The 23114-nt window shown below is 70.3% G+C and carries 29 protein-coding genes; 14 read left to right on the top strand and 15 right to left on the bottom strand.

Annotation, left to right across the window (positions count from 1 at the left end):
• Both AB0B35_RS21850 and AB0B35_RS21845 read right to left on the bottom strand, forming a co-directional pair.
• A partial coding sequence (locus AB0B35_RS21850) for a GNAT family N-acetyltransferase (RefSeq protein WP_361048331.1) occupies positions 1 to 532 on the bottom strand: 532 nt, incomplete at its 3' end.
• Positions 529 to 1788, bottom strand: coding sequence for a helix-turn-helix transcriptional regulator (locus AB0B35_RS21845; RefSeq protein WP_361048329.1), 1260 nt, complete (start codon positions 1786 to 1788; stop codon positions 529 to 531). The genes AB0B35_RS21850 and AB0B35_RS21845, both read right to left, overlap by 4 nt.
• A gap of 176 nt (positions 1789 to 1964) precedes the next feature.
• Between AB0B35_RS21845 and AB0B35_RS21840 the strand changes: the two genes are divergently transcribed.
• The gene (locus AB0B35_RS21840; protein WP_361048327.1) at positions 1965 to 2267 is read left to right on the top strand and encodes a hypothetical protein; all 303 of its coding nucleotides are present in this window, start codon (positions 1965 to 1967) and stop codon (positions 2265 to 2267) included.
• 158 nt (positions 2268 to 2425) lie between these two features.
• Here the strand turns inward: AB0B35_RS21840 and AB0B35_RS21835 are convergent, their stop codons facing one another.
• On the bottom strand, positions 2426 to 2905 hold the full coding sequence (locus tag AB0B35_RS21835; protein WP_361048325.1) for a hypothetical protein: 480 nt from the start codon (positions 2903 to 2905) through the stop codon (positions 2426 to 2428).
• Between the two features lie 61 nt (positions 2906 to 2966).
• On the opposite strand from AB0B35_RS21835, the gene AB0B35_RS21830 reads away from it, so the two are divergent.
• The gene (locus AB0B35_RS21830) at positions 2967 to 3176 is read left to right on the top strand and encodes a hypothetical protein (protein WP_361048323.1); all 210 of its coding nucleotides are present in this window, start codon (positions 2967 to 2969) and stop codon (positions 3174 to 3176) included.
• 118 nt (positions 3177 to 3294) lie between these two features.
• Entirely contained in the window at positions 3295 to 3729 is a 435-nt protein-coding gene (locus AB0B35_RS21825) for a hypothetical protein (protein ID WP_361048321.1), read from the top strand.
• Here the strand turns inward: AB0B35_RS21825 and AB0B35_RS21820 are convergent.
• The 4 genes from AB0B35_RS21820 to AB0B35_RS21805 all read right to left on the bottom strand — a co-directional run bounded on the left by AB0B35_RS21820 (position 3726) and on the right by AB0B35_RS21805 (position 7236).
• Positions 3726 to 5069, bottom strand: coding sequence for a DUF4041 domain-containing protein (locus AB0B35_RS21820; RefSeq protein WP_361048319.1), 1344 nt, complete (start codon positions 5067 to 5069; stop codon positions 3726 to 3728). The genes AB0B35_RS21825 and AB0B35_RS21820 overlap by 4 nt on opposite strands.
• Positions 5070 to 5425: 356 nt before the next feature.
• On the bottom strand, positions 5426 to 5860 hold the full coding sequence (locus AB0B35_RS21815; protein WP_361048317.1) for a hypothetical protein: 435 nt from the start codon (positions 5858 to 5860) through the stop codon (positions 5426 to 5428).
• A gap of 72 nt (positions 5861 to 5932) precedes the next feature.
• Positions 5933 to 6559, bottom strand: coding sequence for a hypothetical protein (locus tag AB0B35_RS21810; protein ID WP_361048315.1), 627 nt, complete (start codon positions 6557 to 6559; stop codon positions 5933 to 5935).
• Positions 6535 to 7236 carry a hypothetical protein gene (locus AB0B35_RS21805; RefSeq protein WP_361048313.1) on the bottom strand — a complete coding sequence of 234 codons (702 nt, stop codon included), beginning with the start codon at positions 7234 to 7236 and terminating at the stop codon, positions 6535 to 6537. The genes AB0B35_RS21810 and AB0B35_RS21805 overlap by 25 nt, the downstream gene beginning before the upstream one ends.
• A gap of 193 nt (positions 7237 to 7429) precedes the next feature.
• On the opposite strand from AB0B35_RS21805, the gene AB0B35_RS21800 reads away from it, so the two are divergent.
• Both AB0B35_RS21800 and AB0B35_RS21795 read left to right on the top strand, forming a co-directional pair.
• Positions 7430 to 8080: a hypothetical protein gene (locus tag AB0B35_RS21800; protein ID WP_361048311.1), complete on the top strand. Its 651-nt coding sequence runs from the start codon at positions 7430 to 7432 to the stop codon at positions 8078 to 8080.
• A gap of 168 nt (positions 8081 to 8248) precedes the next feature.
• Positions 8249 to 8716, top strand: a complete 468-nt coding sequence (locus tag AB0B35_RS21795; protein ID WP_360540592.1) for a hypothetical protein — start codon at positions 8249 to 8251, stop codon at positions 8714 to 8716.
• 38 nt (positions 8717 to 8754) lie between these two features.
• On the opposite strand, the gene AB0B35_RS21790 is transcribed toward AB0B35_RS21795, so the two are convergent.
• On the bottom strand, positions 8755 to 9273 hold the full coding sequence (locus AB0B35_RS21790; protein ID WP_361048309.1) for a hypothetical protein: 519 nt from the start codon (positions 9271 to 9273) through the stop codon (positions 8755 to 8757).
• A gap of 126 nt (positions 9274 to 9399) precedes the next feature.
• On the opposite strand from AB0B35_RS21790, the gene AB0B35_RS21785 reads away from it, so the two are divergent.
• The 3 genes from AB0B35_RS21785 (at position 9400) to AB0B35_RS21775 (ending at position 10637) form a co-directional block, all read left to right on the top strand.
• On the top strand, positions 9400 to 9660 hold the full coding sequence (locus AB0B35_RS21785; protein ID WP_360540588.1) for a hypothetical protein: 261 nt from the start codon (positions 9400 to 9402) through the stop codon (positions 9658 to 9660).
• 4 nt (positions 9661 to 9664) lie between these two features.
• Positions 9665 to 10135: a hypothetical protein gene (locus tag AB0B35_RS21780; protein WP_361048307.1), complete on the top strand. Its 471-nt coding sequence runs from the start codon at positions 9665 to 9667 to the stop codon at positions 10133 to 10135.
• Between the two features lie 67 nt (positions 10136 to 10202).
• Positions 10203 to 10637: a DNA-binding protein gene (locus AB0B35_RS21775; RefSeq protein ID WP_361048305.1), complete on the top strand. Its 435-nt coding sequence runs from the start codon at positions 10203 to 10205 to the stop codon at positions 10635 to 10637.
• Here AB0B35_RS21775 and AB0B35_RS21770 read toward each other — a convergent pair.
• Both AB0B35_RS21770 and AB0B35_RS21765 read right to left on the bottom strand, forming a co-directional pair.
• Positions 10634 to 11080: a hypothetical protein gene (locus tag AB0B35_RS21770; RefSeq protein ID WP_361048303.1), complete on the bottom strand. Its 447-nt coding sequence runs from the start codon at positions 11078 to 11080 to the stop codon at positions 10634 to 10636. The two genes, AB0B35_RS21775 and AB0B35_RS21770, sit on opposite strands and share 4 nt — an antisense overlap.
• A gap of 9 nt (positions 11081 to 11089) precedes the next feature.
• Positions 11090 to 11563, bottom strand: a complete 474-nt coding sequence (locus tag AB0B35_RS21765; protein WP_361048301.1) for a hypothetical protein — start codon at positions 11561 to 11563, stop codon at positions 11090 to 11092.
• A 404-nt stretch (positions 11564 to 11967) separates the two neighbouring features.
• Here AB0B35_RS21765 and AB0B35_RS21760 point away from each other — a divergent pair, with 404 nt between their 5' ends.
• The 6 genes from AB0B35_RS21760 to AB0B35_RS21735 all read left to right on the top strand — a co-directional run bounded on the left by AB0B35_RS21760 (position 11968) and on the right by AB0B35_RS21735 (position 19055).
• Positions 11968 to 15426, top strand: a complete 3459-nt coding sequence (locus tag AB0B35_RS21760) for a lamin tail domain-containing protein (RefSeq protein WP_361048299.1) — start codon at positions 11968 to 11970, stop codon at positions 15424 to 15426.
• 126 nt (positions 15427 to 15552) lie between these two features.
• Positions 15553 to 16146: a hypothetical protein gene (locus tag AB0B35_RS21755; RefSeq protein WP_361048297.1), complete on the top strand. Its 594-nt coding sequence runs from the start codon at positions 15553 to 15555 to the stop codon at positions 16144 to 16146.
• A gap of 5 nt (positions 16147 to 16151) precedes the next feature.
• Positions 16152 to 16376 carry a hypothetical protein gene (locus tag AB0B35_RS21750; protein ID WP_361048295.1) on the top strand — a complete coding sequence of 75 codons (225 nt, stop codon included), beginning with the start codon at positions 16152 to 16154 and terminating at the stop codon, positions 16374 to 16376.
• Between the two features lie 64 nt (positions 16377 to 16440).
• Positions 16441 to 16986, top strand: a complete 546-nt coding sequence (locus tag AB0B35_RS21745; protein WP_361048293.1) for an RNA polymerase sigma factor — start codon at positions 16441 to 16443, stop codon at positions 16984 to 16986.
• The gene (locus AB0B35_RS21740; RefSeq protein WP_361048291.1) at positions 16983 to 17954 is read left to right on the top strand and encodes a CU044_5270 family protein; all 972 of its coding nucleotides are present in this window, start codon (positions 16983 to 16985) and stop codon (positions 17952 to 17954) included. Before AB0B35_RS21745 ends, AB0B35_RS21740 begins: the two co-directional genes overlap by 4 nt.
• A gap of 216 nt (positions 17955 to 18170) precedes the next feature.
• A complete protein-coding gene (locus tag AB0B35_RS21735) occupies positions 18171 to 19055 on the top strand; it encodes a hypothetical protein (RefSeq protein WP_361048289.1) in 885 nt (294 codons plus the stop codon).
• A gap of 3 nt (positions 19056 to 19058) precedes the next feature.
• On the opposite strand, the gene AB0B35_RS21730 is transcribed toward AB0B35_RS21735, so the two are convergent.
• From AB0B35_RS21730 to AB0B35_RS21710, 5 genes are all read right to left on the bottom strand, one after another.
• Positions 19059 to 19580 carry a hypothetical protein gene (locus tag AB0B35_RS21730; RefSeq protein WP_361048287.1) on the bottom strand — a complete coding sequence of 174 codons (522 nt, stop codon included), beginning with the start codon at positions 19578 to 19580 and terminating at the stop codon, positions 19059 to 19061.
• Positions 19581 to 19650: 70 nt separating this feature from the next.
• The gene (locus AB0B35_RS21725) at positions 19651 to 20319 is read right to left on the bottom strand and encodes a lysophospholipid acyltransferase family protein (RefSeq protein WP_361048285.1); all 669 of its coding nucleotides are present in this window, start codon (positions 20317 to 20319) and stop codon (positions 19651 to 19653) included.
• A 14-nt stretch (positions 20320 to 20333) separates the two neighbouring features.
• Positions 20334 to 20909, bottom strand: a complete 576-nt coding sequence (locus AB0B35_RS21720; protein WP_361048283.1) for a TetR/AcrR family transcriptional regulator — start codon at positions 20907 to 20909, stop codon at positions 20334 to 20336.
• 69 nt (positions 20910 to 20978) lie between these two features.
• Positions 20979 to 22217: a lipocalin-like domain-containing protein gene (locus AB0B35_RS21715; protein ID WP_361048281.1), complete on the bottom strand. Its 1239-nt coding sequence runs from the start codon at positions 22215 to 22217 to the stop codon at positions 20979 to 20981.
• 272 nt (positions 22218 to 22489) lie between these two features.
• Positions 22490 to 23026 carry a dihydrofolate reductase family protein gene (locus AB0B35_RS21710; protein WP_361048279.1) on the bottom strand — a complete coding sequence of 179 codons (537 nt, stop codon included), beginning with the start codon at positions 23024 to 23026 and terminating at the stop codon, positions 22490 to 22492.
• Positions 23027 to 23114 lie beyond the last annotated feature (88 nt).

The following is a 23114-nucleotide window of genomic DNA, read 5'->3' as shown; positions in this document are numbered from 1 at the left end:
CCATGGCTTCGTAGACTGGTGAGTCCTCGAACGGCTTCAGTTCGCCGAGCTTGTGCCATCCCCACTTTTGGTAGGCGGTCAATGCCGCCGTGTTGTGTGCCAAGACGAGCAGGGTCGCCCTGGCCTCCGGCCGACTGCTCATCAGGACAGCATGCAGGGCCTCTGCCGCGCCGCGTCGCCGCTGCGATGGGCGAACCATGATGTAGTTCAGTGCGAAGGTCCGCGCGCCGTCCTCGACTAAAAGTTCTGGATCGACCTCATTGAGGAACCCTCGCCACCAAGCCGACCCCTCGGGCAGCGTGTAGCCGAGCGCGTAGCCCACGAGTTGCCCGCCGAGCCGACCGGTGACCAGCTCGAATCCGTCCCGCGCCGCGTAGGCCTCGATCCTTTCCCAGAACCGGTTCTCGGCGAAGAAGGGGTTCTGGATCTTATCGGCGTAAGCCTCGCGATAGACGGCGAGAAGTTCGTCGCGAAACTCTGAGATCACCGACGCGTCGTGTTTTTCGAGGACGAGACCTGTGCGAACGTTCATCGTTTTGTTCCTTGACCAGCGGATACCGATGCGATGTACCGAGCGAGGAAGCGCCCGACCTCATTCTCCTCGGGATGCTGTGCAAGGCGCTGAGCGACGCTCTGCAGTTCACTGGTGACAACCCAACTGGCGACCTCACTGCCAAGGTCGTCCAGCGCGTCGTTCGCGGCGAGCGCCGCGCCGACCACATCGCGCAGGTCAAGCCGTGTACTGGCGAGGCGCACGCGGTACAACGCACGGTTTCGCGCGAAGCCTGCACCGTGAGCGGTCACGGCTCGTTCGAGGAGCGTCTCCGCGCGGGCGGCGTAGCCGAGCTTCATCGCTGCCGTTGCCTCGATGCCGTCCAGTTCTGCGGAGCTGACGAACGTGCACCAATCGTCGCCCTCCTCGTGTGCCTTATCGAGGTGACGCCTAGCATCTGCCGCCGCCTTGGCCGACTCTGCCTCGTTACCGGCGATGGCGTGTGCGGTGGCCTGGCGGATCAGCGGCACGACCGCGATCCGCCCACGCTTGTCGTAGCCGTGGGCGATGCGGCTGGCCGCTTCCGCGTACCGGAGCGCCTGCCGCGGCATACCAAGGAAGCTGCTCTGGAACGCAAGGTTGGCGAGGGCGTGAACCTCGATCCCGGGGTTGGCGGACTGGCTAGCCAGAGAAAGCGCCTCGTTGTAGCAGGAGCGAGCGATGTCCTGCTGACCCGAGTCGAAGGCGAGCCAGCCGGCGCACATCTGCGCGCGGCCAGTGGCAGCCAGGATTCTGTCTCCGACGCTCTCGCTGTAGGTCCCGTTCTCAAGGAGGTGATATCCCTCCCGGGCGACACCGGCCGCAGCCTGCCATAGGTTTTCGCCGCCGTGTTGGTGACCGAGTGCGCGCAGTCGCGCAACGGCCCGATGCAACCGCTCGGCGTCGCTGACACCGACTTGGCCGACTCGCTGCGTGGCGTTATCGACTCCGCCGAGACTCGCCACAGCAGCGGCCAGCGGCATCGTGACGAGCGTGCGTCGCCTCATGGGATCAGACGTTACCGCCGCTCGCATCTCCTGGACTTGCTGAACCTGCGCGACGGCGATCAGAACCCCGTTCGCCTCCAGCGCGACGTCCACAGCATTGGCGACGGTCCCCGACGGTGGGCGCTTGTCGCGCTCGATTCTACTGAGGTGGCCTTTGTCGATGTGGGACTCCGCGCTGAGTCGGCGCAGCGACCATCCACGTTCCATGCGTATCCGCCGCAGGTTCTCGCCGAATGACTCTGTGCTCATGCCCATCCCATCGAGTCCACCGCATGCGTTGCCAGGCTGTCGAGCCATCTGGCAACCCCTTCGAAGACCGTCTCCGGCCCTTCAAGCTTGGGTCAGCGCGAGGCGGGGGTGATGGGAAGATCCGTCCGCCTCGCTGCCTACCAAGACCATAGAGGTCGAAAGGGGGGTCATCAACAATGGTTTCGGCGGGAAGTCTGCTCGCCAGGCGCAGCCCGAGTCGGGCGGCGATCTACGCGCACATGATCGCGGACCCGTCGCGTGAATGGTCGATCGGCGAGCTGCACCAGGAACTGGCCGACGCCGGAGTGTCCGCGGAGTCCGCTCGTGCTGTCGTATACCTGCTGCTCGACGCACGGATTGTGGAACTCGTCAGAGGTCGCCGCCGGCTGACGGTGAAGCTCACCGCCGGTGCCGCCGAACATCTGCGGCAGGTGATCGAAGCATGGTCGTCGGCGCAAGCGGACCGAGCGGCGTCATGAATAACCTCGGGCGATCACTCGACCGAAAGAACCGGCGTTCGCGGCTCAGCGCCACGGCACGGAAGTCTCGTCGCGAGCCCATACAGCCTGCTGACCACTGGCGGCGGCGTGCGAAGGCAGGCCGACCCAAGCGCGCTCGTGGGTGCGCGGTGTCGCTGCTAGATCAGCATGACTTCAGCGGTATTCGCGCGGAGCTGCTCCTCCGTGACCGGGTGCCGCCAGCGCCCGACCTCCACGACGTACACGCTGCGCCGTTCGGGGATGCCGTCCACGACGAACTCCTGATGGCAACCCCCGTTTCCCCACACCGGCTCGTTGAGAATCCTGCCCGTGGCGAGCTGCTCGCCTTCAGCACTGAGGATCTTGACAATGGCCCCGTTCCGGAACCAGGTGCCCTGCTGCGGCTCGCAGATGTTGCTGGTGGTCTGACCGCCGCCGGTGAACGTCGCGCTCGTGGGGGCGGCATCGCCACCCCATCCGCGGGCGGTCCAACCGACCAGCGCGGCCGCGGCCGCCACCGCGCTGAGCGCGCTCACCAGCGCGATCAGCTTCCACCGCCGGACCTCGCCCGGCACATCCCCCGTCGTCATGCGCGGCACGATACCGGGCGTCTGCCATTCGGTGAATCCCCAGTTCACGGGCTGTGTCCGCCTGCCTCGGCGGCCCGTGAACATCCGTCGATCACCGAAGGAGGCATCCGTGCGGTCCTACATCGAACCGATCAGCGACAAGCGTGCGGAGTTCCTGCACCGTGAGCTGCACCGCCACCGGAACGGCGAGCGCTCCGGGCGGTGCCGCATCTGCCTGCAACCCGACTGCCTCGGCGCGCGGCAGGCCCGTGCCGAGCTGCGCATGGCAGGCCGGTACGAGAGCCAACCGGGTTCGGGGTCTGCCCTTCCTGGCAGCTGATCCGCCTGACGCACAGGTCAGGGGCCTGAAGGCGACAGCCCCCGACCTGCGCCTCAGGTTCACGTGCTTCCCGGTGCGGGCTTTGCGGAAGATCTTCTCGCGGGTGAGAATGCGCGGCATGCTCACGTTCGATGAGGGTTGGCGCGGCGGCACCACCCATGCCTGTGACTGCTGCGGGAACGCCAGCCGGCGCACCTGGACCATGGTCAACCGCGACGACCAGCCGTACGCGGTGTTCTTCGCGGCCTGCTACGACCACGGCCACGAGCGCGAGACCTGGATCGATGTCGTCTTCGGCACCTGGGGCCAGGGGGACTACCACGACCACGTGACCTTCGGCTGCCGGTTCGGCCCGGTCGCGGGCAGCGACGCCCCGGCGGCGACCGCGGTCGACGCCGCCGAGGTCGCCCCGGACGATCCGATGTTCGGGCAGAAGCTCACGCGCGCGGAGGCCCTGTCCCATCCTCGGGTGAAGGAGTTCTGGGAGGTCGTCGACTTCGTCGTGCTCAGCGACCCGCTGGTGCACCCGCACCACTATGAACACTCGGCCTAACGAGCTGGATCATCCGTCGCCCGGCCGGCGTGGCTGGCTCGCCACTCCAGGGCTTCGGGAGTTTCGTGGTACTCGAGCAGGTGCTGACCGGCGATCTCGCTCAGCAGCTCCCGGACTTCGGCTGGGGTGGCGTAGAAGTACTCGCGGCGCAGGTTCACCTGATTCACCCGCTTGGCGCTCAGCGCCGCGTGCAGCTTGCCCTCCAGGCCGACGGCATCCTCGCTGAAGATCAGCGCGTGGACGTCGAAGCGGAAGGGCACGGATGCGTCACCGAGTTCACGGACCCGGTCCTCGGGGTCCAACCGCCGGGTCATGCCGATCTTCACCATGCCAGGACCGAACGCGCCGATGTTGGAGATCACGTAGACGTAGCCGGCCCGGATGTTCGCCTCGCGGGCCTCGACTCCGGCGATCGCCTCGCCGATCTCCTGGAGCTTCGCTTCGATTTCAGCCGCGGCCGCAAGGTCGCCCTTTGCCGTGAGCTTCGCCAGCGCCGCCTGGTAATGCGACTGCTCCTTGGCCAGTCTGGCCTTCTCCCGCTCGAACTCCGCCGCCGCGGCCTTCTCCTCGCGCATGCGCTCACGCTCCTCGCGGATGCGCTCCTTCTCCTCCTCGACCTTCGCGCGGTAGTCGGCGGTCAGCCGGAGTTCGTACACGCGTAGCTGGTGGTACTCGGGAGAGATGCGGATGCTCATCGTCTTGCCCAGACGGGCGATGGTCTCGGTCACTTTGGTCAGCCGTTCGATCGTCGAGTCCAGCCGATGCGGCTGCACCCGCGCGACGCAGTTCTCCGCTTCAGCGTTGTAGGCGCGCAGCATGAGCTTGGAGGTCTCGTTGATCATCTTTCGACCCTCGGCCTGGGATCCGTTGACGGTCCACGCCGTGGCGGCCTGCACCGCGTTGCCGGTGCGGGCGGCATCCTTGATCCGGACGTTGAGGTCGGCGAGCCTTTCCTTGTAGGCGACGGCATCGGCCAGCGGGTGCCGGTACTCGTAGATGGCGACCTCTTGCAGTTCGGCTTCCGCGGAGGATCGCACGAGCTCGGCACGCACGTTCGTCAGTTGTGCCTGCAGTTGCTGGTATTCGCCCCGAGCGCGTTGCAGGGCTGTCTGGAACGAGGCGGTTTCCGCCGCGATCGCGCTGGTGTCGAGCCCCATCAGCCTGGTGATCTCGGATCGCAGCAGCTGGTTCTCGTCCTCAAGCCGCTTCTTGCCGCGTCCGAAAAGGCTGCTACCCGGTCCTCCGGCCGCCGGTGCTACAAGAGTCGGGGCTGCCGCCATTGCCGCCTGCTGCGCGGGGATGACGGCCTTGGGAGCGGGCGATACCGGCGGAGTGGGCACCTCGGGGAGCCACCACTGCCAATCGGGAGGGGCTTGCGGAAGCGAGGGATCCGGCGTCCACCCTGCCGGTGGCGACCATCCGGGCGGGGGAGTGGGCCAGCCGGGCGGAGGGTTGAACCGGTAACCAGACATCAGTGCCTCCACGCCGCTACCCAAGGTCATGAAGTGCATACGGTAACCAGGTCAGACTGCGGCAAGAACCCATCAGCCGGGCATCTGTCGGCTGGGAACGGTCGCCAAATTCTGGCGCTGTCGCTACAGATGTCCGGTCGTTAGGTCAGCACCAGGCCAACCGTCTTTGACGAGTTGTGGTTCCGATGACCAGGTGCCCTTGCCGTCTCCCGCACAGAGGGCTGCTATGCGGACTTGCTCCTTAGCTGCAGGTGGAGTTGGCCGGCGATGTTCACCACGACGACGAAGTCGAAGACGGCGATGTGGTCGACGTCGAAACTGCCGGTGATGATCGGCGGCGGGGCGTAGGCGTAGACCTGGTCGGCTTCCAAACGAAGCCCACGCCGGTGGAATGCGCCCATGGCAAGGGCGCCCAGCAGGTACCTGTCCTGGCCGGCCTCGGTCTCCAGTTCGGCGATGAGGTCGGCGCGGGTGTTCCAGCCTCGTACGAGTTCCCCTTCGAAGGTGTCGAGGTGCCACCATGCCCCGTCCGCGGATTCCAGGAACACATCACCGAACAGCGAGGTGAAACGCGGGGCTTTACCGCCCAGATCCAGCCAGGTCCACGAGTCCAGCGCCTGACGGTATTGCTGCTCGCTGAACTGCTTGGTGAGTTCCATCGGCCCATTGGATCATGCGCTGGCTCGCGGTTGCCGACCAGCGCTCCTCCCGGTCCGGTGCAGTCGGCCCGGTTATCGGGAGCGGCTGATCTGTATGGTCCAGCTGACGGCGCCGGGGTGCGACGAGGTGTCCAGCAGGTCGCCCAGCTTCGACCGAGCCAACCGGGCAACCAGGGCATCGTCGAGTTCGTGGTACCGCCTCAGCCCGTCCGCGCCTTCCCAGAGGGGCCGGATCACCATCACCTCGCCCTCGGCGAGCATCGACAGCTCCGCGCCGAGAACGTCGAGCGGGTGCAGTTTCTCGGCCTCCTCTTCGTCCTCCGGCTCGATCCACACCTCGATCGGCGGCTGGTGCGGCGCGACCGATGCACCCAGTTCGATTCCTGTCAGAAAGGCATCGAGGACGTGCCGACGGAGCAGCGGCGTGGACCCTTCCAGTGCCTGCCGATCAACGGTGATGGAGACCTCGACGACCCCGTCGATCAGTTCGGCTGCCGGCGGTTGCAGTGCAACGTCGCCAGGGGCCGACACCTCTACACGGAACCGGATCGGCCCGGAGACGGTCGCGCTCACGCATCCCGGCCACTGCTCGATCCAGGACGCGGCCGACGCCGCGGCGTCCTGCAGTGACCGCTGGTGCCGCCGTCCGAGTCCGGGGGCGTTCACCGACCAGCTCACCAGTTCGCGCGGATTTTCCACGTCATGACTTTCTTGCCGTCGGGGAGAGTTTGATCGTCGTGTTCGACGAGTTCACCCATGTTCTCGATGAATCGGTCGAGCTTTGCCGCCGTCCGCCCGGACCGCTCGGTTCGGGTCGCCACCAGCAGTTCGTCAGGTCCGAGGACCTGCAGCAGTTCTCCCAGCCACTCGGATGCGTACGCCATGGCCTGTTTGCGGTGCCGGGGTGGGGCGGCGAACGGGTCGTCCGGCGCGTCCCCGGCGGATGCGGGATTGCGCACCGGTATGACCCCCAGCCCGTACTGCGAACCGACGGCGTCCAGCGTCGCGAGGACGGCGCGGGTCGCCTGCACGGCGCGCAGCCCGTCGACCGGTTGGCTCAGCCAGGCGCGGGGTAGCAGCAACTCGCACCAGATTCCCTCGTAACCCGGTTCGTCGCGTTGCCGGATCCGGCCGACCACGGGACGGTCCGTCTCCGTCAGGATCGGATCGATGATCACCTGCTGGCGGCTCATCCCGCCCGCGGCCTGCCACTGCCGTAGCTGAACCAGTTCCTGGACTCGCGCGCCGACGACTCGGAGGAGGTGGTGCAGTTGCGAATGCCGACGGTCTTCCTCGGCGTCGGGGAGCTGCACCACCGAGTTCCCGTGGTGCCCGACGAATACGCCGAACACGCCCACGAACAGCCACTCAGCCATCGATTACCCGCCGTAGGAGATGCTTTTCCGCTTTCAGTATGGATCGCGTGCGGTTGCTCGTACGCCGGACTGGTCTGTGTCGTGGACGGCCTGGCCGGAGTCGCACACCCGACCCGGCTGCCGTGACGAGGCCGCGTATCACCGGCCCGGGTCGCGCCTCTTAACCGGTGTCCGACCGACACAGGAGGCGCAGATGCCCAATCACCTGAGTTTCACCGGGGAGAGGTACGAGTACGAGGCGGGTGGCCAGACCCACACCGGCGACAGCCTGTGGGCGGTTTCCGACACCCTCGACGTGCTGCTCCGCACCGCCCCAACCACCTACTACACCGTCACCGCCCCCGCCCTGCACCGGACGGCCCTGCCCGGCGGCGCGTCCGGGAACTCGCTGCTGGCCGGCCTGACCGTGGTCCGCCGCGTCGGCGGGGCGATCGAGCAGGAGTCGGCCGCCGCCAAGGACACCGTCGAGCCGCACAAACTCCCGGGCGTCTCCGGCGTCGCACACTCCGAGTTCCAGGCGTTCCTGGCCTGGGTCGAGGCGGCGGCCGTGAACCTGAATCAGGAGACGACGCTCGCGGTCATCATCGAGGCGCACCAGACCAACACCCCGTGCTCGACCTGCCAGAAACTCATCGGCGGGGTGATGGTCCGGCTGGCCGCGCAGTACGACAAGCCGGTCATCTTCCGGGGTTCGGCGCTGCAGGCGTACGAGACGGCACCGGGCGCGCTGGGCCGGATGCTCCTGTCGGTGCGCTCCGGCACCGGCAAGTACGACACCCAGACCCCGCCCGTCATGAACGATGTCCTCGGCACGCACCTGATGGTCCCGCTGATGCGCTCTTGATCCGTGCTCAGACGTTCTGACACCGCATGGAGCGCGCAGCGGCTGCTCGGCTGACGGCTACCGGGGGTTCGTGGGCGTTCGACGTCGGCGAACTCCCGGTAGCCCGTCGGCCATGGCAGCCGGGTTCGGGGCAGACGGCTGATCCGTGCCTGCCGCAGAATGTCGCTCGTGCTGATGCGGACCAACTTTGCGCCCCTGCGCCGCCTGACACCGGACCCCGACAGCCGGCTGGGGGGCCTGCTGGGGTTCTGGATCTGTGCGGCCCTGGCGGTTTACGGGATCGTGGAGATCGGCGTGCGCGAGGCAGGGATCGGCAGGCTCTTGCTGCTTCTCGGGGGAGCGCTGTGGTTCCGCGGGCAGTTGCGGATCGGCATCTGGACGAGTGGAACCCACCTGCACGTACGCGACGGCCATCGGAACCGGGTGTTCGCGTTCTCGCAGGTGGAGAAATTCACCATCAGGCCGGACGGTGAACGGGCCGCCGTGTTGTGGATCGACCTCACTGACGGCGCGCGTTACCCCACCCCGGCACAGCTCAAATATCGACGTGCTCCGAACGGCGTCTCGATGACCTCGTCCGGGCTGACCGACCTGCTGGCAGCCCTGGACGAGTGCCACGCGACCAGACCCCGGTGAGAGCACCGACGCTGTGCTGGCACGACAGCGCGACCCGGTCAGGGCGATGGTCGCGGCGTGGACGTGGGCGAGAGGTGGACGTTGGGATACGGCTGGACGGCGAACCTCGCCACCTTCCACTCCGACCCGACACGTTCCAGGGCGACCACGACCTCGCATTCGGTGATCTCAACCCCGGCCAGCGCGTTCGTCATGCGTCGCTGAGTCACGTGGGCCAGCACCTCGGCCCTTTGCTGCCCGTACTCGCGGAGGCCCACACTGCGGGCCTCCGCGGTGACAACGGCCTGCTCCGCGAGGGCGCTCGGGCGCAGCGCGGCCATGGCGGCCGTGTACTTGGCGGCGAACGGTCCTGTGAGGAAGGACTGTCCACGCGCGACGGAACCGTCGAAGTCGCGGTAGTCGTATCCCAGCAGGGCGCGGATCGCCGGGAAAACGAACGGCTTGTATTCGGCTATGGCCGCCTGGCGTGCCTGCTTCTCCTGCCGCGCCTGGTACTGCACCCAGTGCGGCCAGCCGAAGAAGGCGACCAGCCCGGTCACGACCACCGACACCAGCACGATCCGGAACCACGTCCGCTGCCGTCGCCGTCGCCGCAGAAGCCCCTCAAACCAGGTCACGTCCCTGACTCCCCCGCGAAGACGTCCGATGGCGCGGCCCATCCTAAGCACTACCATCCAGCCGGTATGGCCACGAGCGACACCGGCCCGGGAGGGCAGCAGATGCGGACCCTGACGCCCGAGCAGCGCCGGCGCGCCTTGGCGCTCATGGCCGAGCTGGTGCACACGCCGGACGAAGAGGTCGACGACAAGGTCGAGGAGCTGGAGCGCATCACCGAGTGCCCGCACGTCGTCGGCTACCTGTTCCACCACACGCCGCACCTGACCGACGAGCAGGCACTGGAGAAGGCCTTGGCCTACGAGCACATCGCACTGCCCGGTGCGTGACGGCATGCTCAGCGATCATGACGAGTTGTGGCGACTGCTGCGCTCGCTGGACGATCCACAGGGTCTGGAGTTCCCGACCGGCTACGACGGTCGGCGCGAGCGGGCCCGGTTCGAGCAGCTCGCGCAGCGGCTGGATGCCGCGTTCGGCGGCGCGTGCGAGGTGGACCGGCACGTGCAGGTCGCGAGCCTGCACGGCCGCATCGAGGTTCCTGCCGCGCTCACCGCGACCGGAAGCCGGCTCGTCGTCTCGATCAGCAATTTCGGCGGGATGGCGGTGCTCGCCGTCGACAATCCGGGCGTATGGACGGACGAGGAGGCGGCCGAGCTGCTCCACTCCGACGACGGTGGCCGGATCGGCGACGCGCTGGCCAGCCTCGGGTATGTGCTCATCCCTGAAGAGCCGTTGTGGCAGCGCTACGACGGTGCGTGGCCTCGGGTGCAGAGCTGGTGGGACCGGTTCTTCGACTACCTTTGAACGCGGTTGAACATGACGTGTTCAACATTATGTTTACAACGGGCCGTTTATCTGGTTGGCTGTGCCCATGGCTGACATCCACGATGAGGACCCGTTCGTTCCGCCGGACGCCGGGCGGGCCCGTGCACACCGCGACTTCGCCGCCCTGACCCGGCTCGCCGAGCGCCACGGCGCGACCGCGAGCAGGCGCGACCGCTGGCGGCATCCGTACGTGCTGGACCCGTACGAGGCGGTCGCTCTGTCGGTGTCCCTCGCGGCGGGTTCGGCCCAGCCCGAGGCCGCCGAGGAGCCGTTCGACGAGACCGACTTGACCGCCGCGCTCACCCTCATCCCGCGGGTGCGGGCCGACCTCGACGCCCTGGAGGCGGGCCTGCTCGACCTGGCCCGCGCACGGGGCCTGACCTGGCAGGCGATCGCCTTCGGGCTCGGCCTCGGCTCCGCGCAGGCGGCCCGGCAGCGCCACGAGCGCCTGACCGGCCGTACCAATGCGGCGACGAGCTAGCCCGCCCGGCCCTCGCCACGCCGGGTGCGGCGGATCCGGATCGCCCGGTCGGCGAGCTCGTCGACGGCCGCGCCGATCTCCGGCGGCAGCCCGCCGTCGCCGCAGCAGGGCGGCTTGGTACGCGGGTCCGTCGGCGGCTTGACCCCGGCGAGTTCGTACAGCGCCGCGTACACGTCGGCACCCGGGTCGGCCTCGTCGTGCCGTCCGATCAGGAGCACGCATGCCTGCCTGCCGGACCGGAACGCGACCACGATGCGCAGGTCGCCGACGTGCTTCACGCACAGGTGGTCGAGCGGGGCCCCGCCGGTGAGGCGGTAGCCGAGCGCCGCGCAGCCCTCCGCTTCGAGGTGGCGCAGGAACTGTGCGACCTGCTGCTGCTGGCGGCTGCGCAGGCCGTCGAACTGCTGCTCGGCGCGGGGGGTCCAGTCGAGGGTGACGGGCACGTGACCTGCCTAGGCCGGGCTCTGCCGCGTACGCGCGAGCAGCTCGTGGACGTCGATGGCCTTGCCCTCGCCGCGCTGCATCTGCGCGAGGCTCTCCCGGAGGTCGTCGCGTTCCAGCAGCGCGGTGTCCTCCAGGTAGCGCCATACGGCGTCGAGCAGCCCTCGGGTCTGCCCGGCCCGGCGCAGGTCTTTGACCAGGTGCCATACCTCATGGAAGCGGCGCGGTTCCAGTCGCGGCTGCCCGTTGACCTGCACGATCGCGAAGACGCCGACGCGGGCCCATTCCCGTACCGTCGGCTCGCTCAGATCAAGCAGCTCGGCCGCTATCACCGGCCGGATCGGTTCGCAGGTGGCCAGCCACTGCCGGGCGACGCGGAGCAGCCGCGCGCGCCGGTCGTCGTCGAGCGTGCGGGCGATGTCCTCCAGCTCTTCCACGCAGGAGAGCAGCTCGGCGATCTTCTCTCGGTCGGACGCGACAGTCACGGCTGGCTCCTGCCCCTCGCTGCGAGCCGGTGCTTACGAGTATGACCCAAGAATCCACAAGCCGCCCCTGCCGACCGCGTCTGCGACGGGTGACGGCGTCCCCCGCCGCCCTTGATCGTTCGACTTGCCTGGCACCTGTGCGTATCTTGACCCGCCATACGCCCGGTTGCCAGGCAAGTCGAACGACCTTGGTGCGGGATCCGCCCGCACTGACGCGGGGACCGTCCGCCGAACGGAGGGCGCGGATCGGCCGGAGGGCCGGATCAAGGTTGACTGCCCGGCAATCCTGCCTGGGTCGGCGCTGGTGTTCGCCGCGTGTTCAACTGGCGGTCGCCGGTGTGCCGGAGGCTGCGGCGAGGAGCGCTGCTCCCCGTCCCTCACCGCCTCCGCGACAAGGACCCATCGTGCGTACACCTCGGCAAACAAGAACGCGGCTGGCCTTCGCCGCGCTCTGCGCCGCCGCTCTGCTGATCCCCGGTACGCCGGTGTCGGCGCAGGAAGCGGCGTCGGTGCGGATCAACGAGATCGAGTCCAACGGCGGCTCGCCCGGCGACTGGGTGGAGCTGGTCAACACCGGTTCCGCCGACGTCGACGTGTCCGGCTGGACGGTCAAGGACAACGACGACACGCACGCCTTCGTCCTGCCCGCGGGCACGGTGCTCGCCGCGGGCGGCTACCTGGCCGTCGACGTGGACCCGGTGTTCGGTCTGGGCACCGCCGACTCGGCCCGCCTGTTCGCGGCGGACGGCACCGTCGTCGACAGTCACTCCTGGACGAGCCACGCGAGCACGACCTACGGCCGCTGCCCGGACGGCAGCGGCGCGTTCGCCACGACGACGTCCTCGACGCGCGGCGCGGCCAACGACTGCTCGGCTCCGAACGCGACCGTCGTGAAGATCAATGAGGTGGAGTCGAACGGCGGCACCCCGGGTGACTGGGTGGAGCTGGTCAACACCGGTTCCGCCGCCGTGGACGTGTCCGGCTGGGTGGTGAAGGACAGCGACGACACGCACGCGTACGCGATCCCGGCCGGCACCGTCATCGCCGGTCGCGGGTTCGTGGCCGTGGACGTCGAGGTGTCCTTCGGGCTCGGCGGCGCGGACTCGGCGCGCCTGTTCCAGGCCGACGGGTCCACGCTGATCGACTCCTACACCTGGACAGCGCACGCCGCGACGACATACGGGCGCTGCCCCGACGGCAGCGGCGCGTTCGTCGCGACCAACACCTCGACCAGGGGCGCGGCCAACGACTGCGGGACCGCCGCGGCGGCGGTGCGGATCAACGAGGTCGAGTCCAACGGCGGCACCCCCGGCGACTGGGTGGAGCTGGTGAACACCGGTACGACGGCCGTGGACGTGTCCGGCTGGGTGTTCCGCGACAACGACGACACCCACACGGTGACTATCGCGACGGGCACCACCCTCGCCCCGGGCGCGTTCCTGGCCCTGGACACCGAGCCCGCTTTCGGCCTGGGCAGCGCGGACTCGGCACGGCTCTACCTGTCCGACGGCACGACGCTGGTGGACACCTACAGCTGGACCGCGCACGCGGCGACCACATACGGCCGGTGCCCGAACGGCACCGGGGCGTTCACGACCACCACGTCCTCGACGCGCGGCGCGGCCAACGACTGCGGCGCGCCGGTGCGGATCAACGAGGTGGAGTCGAACGGCGGCACGCCCGGTGACTGGGTGGAAATCGTCAACCACGGCGTGAGCAGCGTGGACGTGTCGGGTTGGCTGGTCAAGGACAACGACGACACGCATGTGTACGCGATCCCGGCCGGCACGACCGTGGCCTCGGGCGCGTTCCTGGTCCTCGACGTCGAGACGGCGTTCGGGCTGGGCGGCGCGGACTCGGCGCGGCTGTTCCAGGCTGACGGGGCGACGCTCGTCGACTCGTACACCTGGACCGCGCACGCGGCGACCACGTACGGCCGCTGCCCGGACGGCACCGGTGACTTCGCGGCGACGACCGCGCCGACCAAGGGCACGGGCAACGCCTGCCCCGGGCAGGTCCCCGCGGCCGTGTGGCCCGGTGGGGCCGAGGTGACCACGGCCGACGCGGCGAACCTGTTCGGCGGCAACATGAGCGGGCTGGCGTACCAGGACCAGGGTGTGCTGTGGGCCGTCAAGAACGGGCCGGGCACGCTCTACCGGCTGGTGCGCGACGGCGCGGCCTGGACCCCGGACCCGGCCGGCGGCTGGGCCGCGGGCAAGGCGCTGCACTACGCCGACGGCACCGGTGACCTCGACGCCGAGGGCGTCACGCTGACCTCGGCCGGGCCGTCCGGTGGCGTGTTCGTGTCGACCGAGCGTGACAACGCCGACAGCGGCGTCAGCCGCCCGCGCATCGTGCGCTTCGACCCGGCGGCCGCCGGGACGGCGCTGAACGCCACGATGGCCTGGGACCTCACGGCAGACCTGCCGCCGGTCGCCGCGAACAGCGGCATCGAGGGCATCACCTGGATCCCGGACGCCTACCTGACCGCGCACGGCTTCGCCGACGAGCGCACCGGCAAGGCCTACGACCCGGCCGCCTACCCCGGCCACGGCGACGGCCTGTTCCTGGTGGGCCTGGAGGCCAATGGCCAGGTCTACGCCTACGCCCTGGACCAGGGCAGCGGCGCGTACACCCGGGTCTCGGCCTTCGCGAGCGGCTTCCCGGCGGTGATGGACCTGGTGTTCGAGCCGGAGACCGGGCACCTGTGGGCGGTCTGCGACGACACCTGCCGGGGCCGCACCGCGACCCTCGGCGTCGACGCGTCCGGCCGGTTCGCGGTCGGCGCGGTGTACGAGCGCCCGGCCGGGATGCCGAACTTCAACAACGAGGGCTTCGCCATCGCCCCGCAGACCGCGTGTGTCGCCGGCCGCAAGCCGGTGTACTGGTCCGACGACAGCAACGACGCGGGCCACGCGCTGCGCGGGGGCACCCTGCCCTGCACCGACCTCGACGCCGACGACGACGGCATCGCCGACGACGCCGACCCGCTGCCCGCCGACCCGGGCAACGGGACGTTCTCCGACGACGACGGCACCTCCGGCCGGATCCTGGACCGGGCGGGGCGGTCCGTGTCGATCGCGGACACGGCGGGCGGTGTGCTGGTGACCGTCGGCGCGGGCACCGCCCCGGCCCGGGTCGCGCTCGACGGGGGCACCGCGGCGATCGCGCTCGGCGAGGGTGCGTACGTGCTCGGCGGCACCGGCTCCGTCACAGTCCTCGGCGGTGAGCCGGCGGTCGCGACGGTGGCCGTGCAGGGAACAGCGGTCACGGTGACGGTCGCGGCCGGCGGCTGGGTCTCCTATCCGGAGGTCACGGTCAAGTCGGGGCTGGCGGCCCTGCTCGGCATCCGGTCGACCGGCGGCGTCACCGTCGCCGCGGCGGGCGTGCCGCAGGACCTGTGCGCCGCCGTGCAGAACGTGCTCGTCGGCTCCGCCCGCAACGAGACGATCAGCGGCACCGAGGGCGCCGACCTGATCCTCGGCAAGGGCGGCAACGACGTCGTGAACGGCAACGGCGGCGGCGACTGCGTCGTCACCGGCAGCGGCAACGACGTGGTCACCACCACGGGCGGCGACGACCGGGTCGACGCCGGCGGCGGCAACAACGTGGTCGGCACGGGTGAGGGCGGCGACGTCGTACGCACCGGTTCGGGCAACGACGTCGTCAACACCGCGGGCGGCGACGACCGGGTCGAGGCGGGCGACGGCAACAACACCGTCAACAGCGCGGCCGGGGACGACACCGTGACCACCGGCAGCGGCAACGACGTCGTGGACTGCGGCGCGGGCACGGACACCGCCCGCGCGGGACGCGGCAACAATGTCGACTCCGGCGCGCGCTGCGAGGCCTTCGGCGTCTGAGCGTGTCGGCGGCTCCGCCCACGCTGTTCCGGCAGCGGGGGCGGAGCCGCTTTCGCATACCCCCCAGCTGCGCGGATGGCGATGCCGTGCCGCCGGCGGGTGGCGCGGGTTGCTACCTTGTCCGGCGTGAATCTTGGTCGGGGTCCCAGCGTGGCGATGGTCCGCGGTCCCGGCGACGATCCGTTCGCCGAACTGCCGGGAGCCGTCGCCCGCCGTCGCCGCAACGGCCGCAAGTACCTGTTCCTGCTGCTTGCCGCGGTCCTGCTGGGACAGGGCGGTTGGACCGCGCTGCACGTCACCTACACCCCGGAACCGGGCCCGCAGGCCGTCTGCCCCATGCTGCGGCCGGAACTGCTGGACATCGCCCTGCCTTCCCGTGACGTGGTCCAGGACGGCAACGAGCGGACCGGGTCGGGCTTCCTCGCCGCGACCTGCGCCGTGCGTGGCGCGTCGGGCGAGTTGTGGATCGGCGTGACCCGGGTGGGCCGGGCCGGCGGCGACAGCCCTTCGGCGAACCTGGAACTGCTGCACGGGTGGATCGGCGACGTGCGGCAGGTGCCGCTCGGCGACGAGGCCCTGCTGGTCGACGACCGGCTCCTGCAGATCCGGCACGGCTCGTACGCCGTGTGGATCCGGTACACCCCGAACGGAGACGTCGCGCCCGAGGCCGCGGGGCAGGTCGTCGTCGCGATCGGGCAGGAGGTGCTCTCGCAGCTGTGAAGACGATGTCTGCTTGGTGGGAGTGGCAGCGCGGCTGGAAACTGGCCGCCCAGCTCGCGGCGGTGGCGGTTCTGGCCGGCACCGCCCATGTCGTGGCCGGGTACGCCGGCTGGCTGGTGGGCCAGGGGCAGGCCCGGGTCGAGGTGGCGATCCTCGACAACGGCATGCGGCGGCCGCCGCGGCCCGAGCTGCCGCCGAACCCGTTCAGAACTCCGCCGCCGCCGCGGTAAGAATCGGGCTCCTGGGCGCACTACCTGGTGACGGAACACCTTCACGGCGAAGGAGAAGGAGCCAGTGACCCATGACGATCCGAGCAGGCGGTTCACCGCCATCTACCACCGACATCATCGCCAGGTGTACGCGTACGCGGTGAGCCGCGCCGGACGCACCCTGGCCGACGACGTCGTCGCCGACACCTTCCTGGTGGCCTGGCGCAGGCTGGACGCCGTGCCCGAGGGGCCGCTGCCGTGGCTGCTGGGCGTGGCCCGCAACGTGGTCCGGGAACGCTTCCGCGACGACGTACGCCAAGCGAGCCTGGCCATGGAGCTACGTGCCTGGGTCGTGGAGGCCGATGCCGACGTGGCCGACGGCGTCGCCGACCGCGCGGCGATGCTGGCCGCGCTCGCGGGACTGGGCGAGGACGACCGGGAGGCGCTGACGCTGACCGCCTGGCAGGGTCTGTCCGCCAGGGACGCCGCCCGGGTCGTCGGCTGTTCGGCCGCGACCTTCTTCGTCCGCCTGCACCGGGCCCGCCGACGCCTGGAACAGGCCATCTCCGACACCGCGCCGGTGGACCGCCGCCGCCCTGTCCGCCTCACCGCCCAGGAGTACTCCCGATGAGCCACCGCGACACGCTGCGGGCCCTGACCACGGCCCGCCCGAACAGCCTCGACCCGACCACACCACCCGCCGACCCGATGACGATCATGTCGTACCCCCAGGAGGACACCGTGTCCCGCACCGCCCGCCGGCCGGTCGGTCGCCTCGTGCTCGCCGCGGGCCTGCCCGCCGTCGCGCTGGCCGTGACCGGCGCGATCCTGCTGAACAACTCGTCCGGGACGGTCCCGGCGGTCACCCAGCAGCCCACCGGCGCCCCGGCCGCCGGCGCCTCCGCCGAGCCGCCCACCGACGCGGGCGGTGTGCTGCTGGCCGCCGCCCTGGTCAGTGAAACCGTGGCCGCCTCCGACGGTGACTACTGGGTGCTGCGCGCCGAGCACGGTGAGGGCTCCCGGCGCAGCCAGGACCAGATGTGGCTGGCCGCGGTGGAGGGCCTGCCGTCGAGCGCCTACATGCGCCGCGCCGACGGGTCCTGGGCTCCCCGCCCGATGCAGGGCCACACGGCGGCGAACAACTTCCTGCTTGCCGGAATGCCCCGTTCGGTGCGGGAACTGGCCGCGCTGCCGACCGACCCGGCGCAGCTCAAGCGAGAACTCCTCCGCTGGCACGACGTCAACGACGGGGAGGCGGAAAGCGCCCAGGAGTTCCTCTTCTACGCCGGTTTGGGGCTCGTCATCGACCTGCCCGTCAGCCCGCGGGTGCGCGGGGCGGCGTACCGGATGCTGGCGGCGCTGCCCGGGGTGACCTCGCTCGGCCGGGTCACCGACCAGCACGGGCGCACCGGCGTCGCGATCGCGGTGACCCGCCAGGGCGACTTCACCAAGGCGCAGACCCGCCTGATCGTCGACCCGCAGTCCGGCAAGGCCCTGGGCAGCGAAACCTGGGTCCGCGGCCGACTGTCGAGCTGGATGGTCCTGCTCGACGCCCACTGGGCCGACGCCCCGCTCCCCGACGCCTCGACCCTGAGCTGATCCGCCCGCAAGATCGTCGCGATCTTGGCGGTTCCGGGGCGATCTCGCGCGCGAGTTGAGCGGTGCGACCTGGATTCGGGTCGCGCCGCTCGTGCGCGGTGGGCCAGTGTCGGTCGATCGGCCGGGCAACACTGGCCGTGGCGGCGCTGCGACCGGGTGCGGACATTCAGTAGCGTCTTCGTCCGGTACTGCCTCCACACCGGACTGGGGAACGACGTGACGCTGCCACTCGATCCTTCCCAACGGCCCGCGCCGGTCGCGGCCGCCCGCCCGGCCATGGGCTGGTGGCGGCGGCACCGGGTGCTGCGCAACTGGCTCGGCGGCGTCGCCTCGGCGGTGGTCGTGTCGGTGATCAGCGGCGTGGCGCTGGCGTACCTCACCCCGAGCGCGGACACTCCCGGTGGCACCCCGCCGACCGCGGCCGCCGCCGACGAGCTGCCGTTCAGCCTCGACGTGCTCTCCCGCGGCGACTACTGCCGGCCGTACGTGGTGAACGCCGATCCGGGCGAGCTGTCCAGCCCGCACCGGGTGATGGATCCCGAGTCGCGCCGGCCGCCGGCCGATGACGAGGTCGCCGAGTGGATGCAGCGGGTCGAGGCGATCCCCTCCGAGGGGCGCATCCTGCTCACGCTGCAGGGCAGCACGTCCAAGACCGTGGTGCTGCAGGACCTGACCATCGAGGTGGTCGAGCGCGGCCCGGCCATCGAGGCGACGCGGCTGTACTACCCCGACTCCGGCTGTGGTGCCAACGAGTCTCCCCGGCTCTTCAAGGTGGGTCTCGACGACGCCAACCCGCGGCCGGTCCCGGTGCCGGGGACGGACGCGGCGGGCAAGGAGATCCCCGCGGTGGCGTTCCCGTTCAGCGTCTCCGAGTCCGACCCGGAGATCTTCGTCATCACCGCCGAGCCCGGCCGCTGCGACTGCACCTGGCGGCTGCGCCTGCGCTGGACGAGCGCGGGACGCAGCGGAACCCTGGTCATCGACGACCATGGCCGGCCCTTCCGCACCGCGGCCGTCGTCGACACGAACGCGCGCAAGTACGTGGCGCACTCGTTGAAGGGATGCCCGGGCGGACTCGCCTGGTGCGAGGAGGGCGCCTGAGCGTCAGGCGGCGGTGCGGCGGGAACGCCCACCGTAGAGGTGCACCCGGCGGTCGGCGACCAGCTGAGGGGCGGGGTCGAGGAACAGGTTCGGACGGCTGGGAGCGTTGGCCACGCGTACCGTCCAGTCCTCGTACCACCACGACGCCGAGCAGGAGCACGATCCGCAGAACCGGAAGTTGGCCCGGTAGAGCCCGACCTCGCCGGGTGCCAGCGTGAACAGGCGGACCGGCCGGTCCTGCCGTGGATACGCCGCCGAGACGCCGAGCGCGTGCACCGTCACGTCGTGCCCGGTCAGGGTCAGCTGCAGTGCCGTCGACTTGGCCGCGTCGGGGCCGGACAGAACCTGCTCGGAGAGTCGGTAGCCGGTCGCATGGTCGGCGAAGACGTCGTGCACTGCCGCCGGCACTGCGGGTACGGATTCGGGCAGGTGGCGCGCGTCGGACAGCCCGCGGCGAAGATTGGCCTCGCCGGCCCCGCGCGCGTCCGTGGACCACCGCACCCTGATCCGCTGAATCACCACCACGCCGCCGAGCATGCCCGCCCCACGGCCACCGGCGCGACCCGGTTTCCCGGCGTCCGCGTCACGGGCGTGCCTACGGGGTCAGCGACAGGTCGTTGAAGTCGTCGGCGGTCTTCTGGCCGGACAGGGCCTGGATGGCGGCCATGATGTCGTCGGTGGCCTGGCGGCGGGCGCGGCCGACGCTGATGCCGGGCTGCGGGGTGAAGCGCAGCGGCGCGCCGAAGCGGATGGTGACCCGGCCGGGCCGGGGGAGTTTCGCCCCGACCGGCTGGATGCGGTCGGTGCCGAGCACCGCGACCGGCACCACCGGCGCGCCCGAGGCCAGCGCGAGCCAGGCCACGCCGGTGCGGCCGCGGTAGAGGCGGCCGTCGCGTGAGCGGCTGCCCTCGGGGTGGATGCCGAACGCGCCGCCGCGTTCGAGCACGCCGAGCGCCAGTTCCAGGGACTCCTGGGCGGCCCGGTGCCCGCCGCGCTGCACCGGGATGGCTTCCAGCCCGGTCATCAGCTCGCGGACGAGGCGGCCCTTGAACCCGGTGCCGGTGAAATATTCCGCCTTGGCCAGGAACGCGACCGGACGCGGTGTCATCAGCGGGATGATGAAGCTGTCCAGGAACGACAGATGGTTCGCGGCCAGGATGACCGGGCCGTCCAGCGGTACGTGTTCGCGGCCTTCGACGCTCGGCCGGAACGCCACCTGCGACAGCGGCGTGAGGATCATCCTGGTGATGGACTGGATCGACAAGTGTCCTCCGGTGGTCAGGCCGGGCCCAGGTGGGCGTCCAGCGCGGCGCGCAGCAGCGGGTCGACGTCGTCGGTCTGCACCGTCATCTGCAGGCTGCCCCACAGCCACAGCTGGGCGATGCCGTGCAGGTTGGCCCACAGCGCCCCGGCGACGACGACGGGGTCGGGTCCGGTCAGGCCGTGCCGGGCGCGGGTGACCAGGTCGACGAGCACGCCGAACAGCTGGCGGCTGGCGTCGCGCAGCCCGATCTGGTTGCCGCGCAGCAGCTCGTGGCGGAACATCAGCTCGAACATGCCGCGCTGGGTGCGGGCGAAGTCGAGGTAGGCGCGGCCCAGGTCGAGCAGGCCGGCGCGGGGGTCGGCGTGCTCGCGCAGCCCGGCGATGCGCCCGCCGAGATCGTGGTAGCCGACTTGGGCGATGGCGGACAGCAGGGACAGGTGGCTGGGGAAGTGGCGGCGCGGCGCGCCGTGCGAGACCCCGGCCCGCCGGGCGATCTCGCGCAGCGTCAGCGAGCCCGGCCCCTCGCGGGTGAGCAGGTCCACGCCCACCTCGACCAGGCGGGCGCGCAGGGTGGTGTCCGGGTCGGGCATAGACACTGTCTACCAGAAGGCGTAGACAGTGTCTACCGGCGGGTGTTCAGCGTCGCCGATCGGCGTTCGTCAGGACGGCTTCGGCTTCGGGGTCTGCTGCTGGCCCGACAGAAGCCCGAACTGGGCGTTGTCGAGGGTGCCCTTGCCGGTGACCCGGTAGCCGGGGCCCATCGTGCCCAGGCTCAGCGCGACCTCGGCCTCGTTGCGGATGTACCAGCGCTTGCGCGGGGCCTTCTCCCGGGAGGCGGGCAGCACCGAGCCGGTCTGGTTGACGTACGGCCGTCCGGGCACCATCCGGTCCGTCGCCGACATCGTCACGATCGCCGAGTTCTCGCCGGTGTAGTTCCACTGCACCTCGGCGAAGTCGTCGTCCTCGCCGGTCTGCATCTCGGTGGCGTTGAGCGTGTCGTCGTTGTACGCCGCCACCAGCCTCTTGCCCGCCTCGGTGTCGTCGATGAGCAGCACGGTCAGGTCCGTCGAGTCGTACTTGCCGCGCAGGTGGATGTCGCGGGCGAGCACGGAGTAGCGGTCCGCGACGCCCATGCCGATGCGCCACCGGTCCACGAACTGCGGCAGCGGCAGATTGCCCCAGGTGTGGTCGTGGTAGCCGGTGCCGATGAACTCGCGCTTCTCGTTGTAGAAGACGATGTGGCCCTGCGCCTTGCCCGACGGCACCGCGGCGAACCACGCCTGGTACTGGTCGGGCCCGCCCAGGTAGACGTGGCCGGTGCCGGGCCGGAACGGGGCCGCGGTGCTGGTCAGGTCGAGGTTGAGGGTGATGTCGTTGGCGGTGCCGCGCAGCTGGTAGCTCTTGAGGTCGCCGGTGAGCGTGAACGGGCCGACCTTGACGTTGCAGCGGTCCTTGGCGCTGGCGAACTCGTCCCAGCTGTACGTCTGGAACACGCTGAACTCGTTGCCCCACGGCGTGGTGATCAGCAGGTTGACCGCGGGACGCCGGTCGGACTCGGCGGTCAGGCCGTCGCCAGGGCGGGTCTTCAGCGTGAACGAGACCACGATGCCGTCGTCGCCGGTCAGCTCGGTGTGCCACCACTCGTACGTCCGGGGGTCGGTGTTGGTGTCCGCGGTGCGGAAGCCGTCCTCCCAGGCGTAGAACGTGTCGGGCTTGAGGTTGAGCAGCGCGTAGTCGTTCGGCGCGGTGCCGTAGCGGTTGAGCGTCGGGCCGGCGGCGGGCGGAGCCGGCGGCGCGGACCGGCTGCACGCGGACAGCCCCGGCAACGCGACGAACGACCCTGCTGCCAGCGCCCGCAGCGCCGTGCGGCGGGAGAACCTTCCGGAAGCCTCACTCATCTTGCTCGCCGTCCCATCACGCCGCAGCGCCGGCCCTTCAGGTGGTTCACCCTATTGCCCTGGTTTGCGTAATGTAGCTCGTGTTCGCCCTGCTCGTGGGCGAGATGGCGAAGGTGGTGCCGGCGCTCGCGGCACGGCGCGGCGCGTGGGAGTGAGCCGGGCGCCGGACGCACCAAGGTCGTTCGACTTGCCTGGCACTCGGGCGAAAGCGGGCTCAAGATACGTACAGGTGCCTGGCAAGTCGGATGATCAAGGGCTGGGCGCGGGAGGGGTCAGTGGGGGACGCGGAGCCAGATGTTGGCGCAGACCGGGGTGTGGGTGACGCTGATCTGCTCCAGGCGGGTGCCGTCGCCGCCGGGCCGGTCGAACAGCGGGGTGCCGTCGCCGAGCAGGGTCGGGACCACGTGGATGAGGACCTCGTCCAGCAGGCCTGCATCCAGGCAGCGGCGGGCGGTGGCCGCGCCGAGCACCACCGCGTATCCGTCGCCCGCGGCGGCCTTCGCCGAGGCGGCGGCCTCCATGAGGTCGTCGACGAAGATGAAGCCGGGGTCGGGGTCCTCCGGGATGTCGCGGGTGTGGACCAGCTGGGGTCCGGTCCAGGCGCCGCCGTACACCCGGCCCTCGGCGGTGGCGGGGCTGTGCGGGCCGAAATAGGTCCGGTGGCCGATCAGGACCGCACCGATGCGCGAGAGGACCTCGTCGACGGCGGGATTGGGCCCGCCGTATCCGGCCAGCCAGGACATGTCGCCACCCGGCCCGGCGATGAAGCCGTCGAGCGACATCGTGACGTGCCACAGCATCCTGCCCATGGTTGCCCTCCCCGTGGTCTGCCGCGCCGGGTTCGCGGCGGCGAAGGTACATCCGATCACGACAGGGCGACTTTATGAAAGTTTCAGT

Source organism: Catellatospora sp. NPDC049133 (genome assembly GCF_040648455.1).
Taxonomy (GTDB): Bacteria; Actinomycetota; Actinomycetes; order Mycobacteriales; family Micromonosporaceae; genus Catellatospora; species Catellatospora aurea.
Note: the sequence above shows the minus strand (reverse complement) of the source record. Positions and strands in the feature narration are given on the sequence as shown.